The 2,384-nt window shown below is 47.1% G+C and carries 2 protein-coding genes and 1 pseudogene; all 3 read left to right on the plus strand.

Annotation, left to right across the window (positions count from 1 at the left end; translation table 11 throughout):
* Positions 1 to 535: 535 nt before the first annotated feature.
* The 3 genes and pseudogenes from P378_RS23835 to P378_RS00010 all read left to right on the plus strand — a co-directional run bounded on the left by P378_RS23835 (position 536) and on the right by P378_RS00010 (position 2,174).
* Positions 536 to 1,117, plus strand: a pseudogene (locus tag P378_RS23835) (PD-(D/E)XK nuclease family transposase).
* A gap of 131 nt (positions 1,118 to 1,248) precedes the next feature.
* Positions 1,249 to 1,467: a hypothetical protein gene (locus P378_RS20290; RefSeq protein ID WP_238472658.1), complete on the plus strand. Its 219-nt coding sequence runs from the start codon at positions 1,249 to 1,251 to the stop codon at positions 1,465 to 1,467.
* A gap of 14 nt (positions 1,468 to 1,481) precedes the next feature.
* Positions 1,482 to 2,174: an RpnC/YadD family protein gene (locus P378_RS00010; RefSeq protein WP_238472659.1), complete on the plus strand. Its 693-nt coding sequence runs from the start codon at positions 1,482 to 1,484 to the stop codon at positions 2,172 to 2,174.
* Positions 2,175 to 2,384 lie beyond the last annotated feature (210 nt).

The following is a 2,384-nucleotide window of genomic DNA, read 5'->3' on the forward strand; positions in this document are numbered from 1 at the left end:
CCCGCTAACTTGCTTGTCTACGCTTAAACCTTTAGGTTACCCTATCGGTTCCAAGACTAGCTACGGGCGGCTGGCTAAACCCTACCCGGTGGGATTCCCACCCACTACATTCAGCGACATTGCTCAGCCGCACTGCCAGGCACCTAACTTATTAACCACAATGTTTTAGCAATCACAAACCGTTATGAAAATTGATTACATAGAATTACTAAAAGTAAGCAAGCAGGCCGGCGTTTCCAGAAACGGAGAGTGAGTGATTGCCCGTTGCCCCAGCGGTAGTGACAAAACCGAAACAAACACCGCCGTAAGAATATATAATAATATTGCATATACCCAGGAAGCCTCGGAAGAAAATAATCTCTTTCCGGGGCTTTGTGCATGATCTGAACTGCATCTTCGGAGGTATTAATTCCGGCAGAAGTACGCTGTTCTCCGGTTACTGTGGCATCCACTGCGTCAAAGCAGGATATTAAGTAGTAATTGAGAATCTGGTATAATGTTGGCAAGAGAAACAAAGGGAAAGAGGTGAGAATGATTGGAGTTTAAACCCATCAACAGAATAAACGACTATGCTTCAAGAGGATACTCGGATCGGAAGAAGGCAAAGAGGCACTCATCAGTTTCTTAACGCAGTTTTAAAGCCACCGCCGGGCCAGGAACTGCATGATGTAGAATTACTGGACCGGGAGATTGACCCCAAATACCTCCTGGACAAAGCGGCTCGGCTGGACATACTGGCCAGGACAGTCGCAGGAGCACTGGTAAATGTGGAATGGAGGAGATCGCTATGGGAAACCCCGGCATTCGCAAGGCCATGACCATTGAGCAGATATTCTTCAAGAACCAGCAAGAGCGCCGGCTGTATGAGCTGCGGGAAAAAGCCGCCAGAGACGAAATCTCTATGGTTAGCGGAGCTAAAGCTGAGGGCAAAGCAAAGATGGCCCAAGAGGCCATCTGCAAATACCTGGAAGCCAGGTTTCCTAAGACGTCCATCGACTTGCAAGCTGAGGTCCAGAGAATTAATGACTTAGTAATCCTGGATAAAATCATTAACAAAATCTACACTGTTAACAGCCTGGATGAAGCGGCAGCTATCGTCAGGGAGGCGAACAAATAAGCAAGAAAATGTCAGATAACCAAAAGCCATGGAAGGAGAAGAGGTGATCCCTGGCACTTCACTAAACAATAACATCTCTGGAACTCAAAGGAATGTGGTACAATACAGATATAAAGGTGGGAAACCATCCAATGCTCAGCATAGACATCCCCATGAAGCGGCTTTTTCAGCGGCGGCCGGCAGACTGGGTAAAATTTGTGGAACCACAATGCCGGGAAGAATGGATACGGCCGTACCAAACAGAATACACCCCTAAACAGCAATCCCGCCTGGATCATGTGCTGGAAGTAGAAGACCCGGCACGCGGCAGTTACCTGATAAACTTTGAACCCATGGCTACTACGACGTAACACTGCCAGCCCGGATGCTGAGATACCGCAGCGATATTTGGGAAGCGAGCCTGAAGAACGGCCAGGGAACCCCGCCGATCAGACAGGTGGTCATATTCTTTTACCCGGAAAATGACAACAAACTGCACCGGTTAAGCGACCGGTGGGGTGAATCCACCATGCTGGACTACCAATACCGGGTCATAAGAATCTGGGAAGAATCCCGCCAGACAGTGATAGAGAACGAATTGGCAGGGCTCTACCCCCTGCTGCCCCTCATGAAAGGGCAAAAACCAAAAGAACAACCCGAACAAGTGCTGCAGGAAAGTATAGCAACCATACAAAAACTGCCGGACCAATCACTGCAGCAGGACTTACTGGCCGCCATGGCCATCATAGCGGGACGAAAAGGAAGCAAATACACCTCTGAACTAATACAATCCATGATAAGGAGGGAAATGATCATGGAATCACCGATTTATCAAGAATGGGTAAAGCAAGAACGAGAAGAAGCTATGGCCAAAGGCAAGGCCGAAGGCAAGGCTGATGTTATCTGCAAAATACTATACAGAAAACTTGGTATTGAATCCTTTGAACTGCAGCAAATGGTCAAAACCATCACCAGCGAACCCATACTGGACTGGGTATTTGAACAAATAATTGACGTTACGGATAAAGAAACCGCCAAAAACACCATTCAAAAGGCCCTGGCCCAAACCAAACAATAGGGAGTGGGTGTGCCAGGCATCAAACTTGCTAACTTACTGAAGAAGGTTCCCGACAAGGCCAGGACCTCCGAGGGGACCTTCTTTTTGTCTGACTGTGTCATTGAATAGTTGGCTGAAAAAAAGTGGCAAATAATAATGTGGAGAAAATAGCGTGGGAGTAATGTTGACAATTATGTATACAATATTGTATTATTGTTGGTAGCATATTAT

The sequence above is a fragment of the Desulforamulus profundi genome (assembly GCF_002607855.1).

What these genes read in the sequence shown, in the direction of transcription:
- P378_RS20290 (WP_238472658.1), top strand. Translation starts at nt 1,249, where the DNA reads ATGCTCAGCATAGACATCCCCATGAAGCGGCTTTTTCAGCGGCGGCCG.
- P378_RS00010 (WP_238472659.1), top strand. Translation starts at nt 1,482, where the DNA reads ATGCTGAGATACCGCAGCGATATTTGGGAAGCGAGCCTGAAGAACGGC.